Raw genomic sequence first — 1,780 nt, 5'->3', positions numbered from 1 at the left:
GGGCAAAGTGGTTTGCGCAAGCCGCCCAGGATCGCGGAAAAGCAGGCTACGAGCCGGCTTCCTGCAGTGTTAGCGCCCTGCCGGTTGTCACGCCGGTGGCGACGCAAGCAGCACCCGTCAATCCCAGCCCCAGTGCCGAACCAAATGCCGAAGTCAAATCCGTTGTGAAGTCCGACCCACTGACGCCGATGTCACCCACCAGCCCAACGCTGGCAGCAACGCCGCGTACCTGGGGGCCCTGCCTGAAAGCGCTGACGACACAGGGTGGACCGTTGACCAATATGGTCAATCCGTTTAGCCAAAAGCCGATTGCCCTGGTGGCCAAGTGTGATATGACTGACAGGCAGCTCGCCGGCAGCTTGGTACTGGAAAAAATACAGCCAACACCGCCCGGTTCAGCCATACCAACCATCAATTCACCATTGGCCGAATCCGATCCGATCGACCAAAAAGTTCAAATCCGGATCACGGTATGTGACAAGGGTGCATATCCGATTCGCATTGCCGAACTCGAATTCTGAGGGATAAACCATGGAACCCGCCACCAACCTGCCAATCATTCATGGTTACAACCACCGGGCCGATATCCCGCACGGCCTGCCCCTGCGCAAGTGGATTTACAGCTGGCTACTGGATCCCAATGTAGAGGGAAACTACCAAAAGACTATAGACCGCTGGATCGCGATCCTCATCGTTACGAACCTGTTTGCTCTCCTGTTTGAACACATTCCCGCGATCTATGAACCCAACAAAGTTCTGTTTCATGCATTCGACATCTTTTCGGTGGCGATATTTACCTTCGAGTACTTTCTCAGACTGTACCTGGCGCCAGAAGACCACGAGTTCAAGGGCAAGGGCTATTCCCATTTGCGCTACGTCTTCAGTCCGTTTGCCGTCATTGATTTCCTGGCAGTAGCTCCGTTTTACCTGCAAGCCTTTATTCCGGTGGATCTGCGGATGCTGCGATTCTTGCGTTTGCTCCGAATCCTGAAGCTTTTCCGCGTGCTGATACCCGCGATCAAACATTTTGTTGTTGCCAATCGAGGGCGGACTTTCCGCCAGAAGATGCATGCCCTTGTATTTCCGAGTGAATTCGGCGGCGCGCTGCACGGTCTCTTCGACACCTTTATCGCATTGTGGGTGGTTATCTCGGTGGTGGCAGTGGTATTGGAGTCAGTTCAGAGCATTCACTATCTGCTGAACATTCAGTTCATCATCCTCGATGCGGTTGCGGTAGGGGTTTTTACCCTCGAATATTGCATGCGCCTGTACTGCTGTGTTGAAGAGCCACGTTTTCAGCACGCCTTGGGTGGACGCCTGAAGCAGGCCGGTGAGACATCCTCGGTGATCGACTTCCTGGCCATCCTCCCCTTCTACCTGGAGGCTTTCCTGCACCACTTGTTCGACCTGCGCTTTTTGCGGGTATTTCGTCTGCTGCGCTTGCTCAAACTCACGCGCTATACCGGAGCAACAAAAACCCTGACCAAAGTGATCGTGCGCGAATGGCCCGTACTTGCCGCATCGGCTTTCGTGATGATGTTGCTGGTGGTGCTGACAGCCAGCCTGGGCTACCTGTTTGAGCATGAGGCACAACCTGAAAAATTTGAAAATATCCCGCAATCCATTTATTGGGCCGTCATCACATTGGCATCCGTGGGCTATGGTGATATTTCGCCCATAACGCCCATGGGTCGCGTCATGACCATCATCCTGGCGCTCTTGGGCATCGGCATTTTCGCCATCCCGGCCGCCCTGCTGTCGTCAGCCTTCAGCGACCAAT

The 1,780-nt window shown here is 54.4% G+C and carries 2 protein-coding genes; both read left to right on the top strand.

The features are described from left to right. Window positions 1-521 (top strand): hypothetical protein (locus ACOYNV_RS28190; protein WP_422903139.1); only part of this gene is annotated, 521 nt, incomplete at its 5' end. A 10-nt stretch (window positions 522-531) separates the two neighbouring features. After that, window positions 532-1,780: ion transporter (locus tag ACOYNV_RS28185; RefSeq protein WP_422903138.1), on the top strand; the 1,249-nt coding region annotated here is incomplete at its 3' end.

The sequence above is a fragment of the Propionivibrio sp. genome (genome assembly GCF_049316945.1).
Classification (GTDB): domain Bacteria; phylum Pseudomonadota; class Gammaproteobacteria; order Burkholderiales; family Rhodocyclaceae; genus Propionivibrio.
Note: the sequence above shows the minus strand (reverse complement) of the source record. Positions and strands in the feature narration are given on the sequence as shown.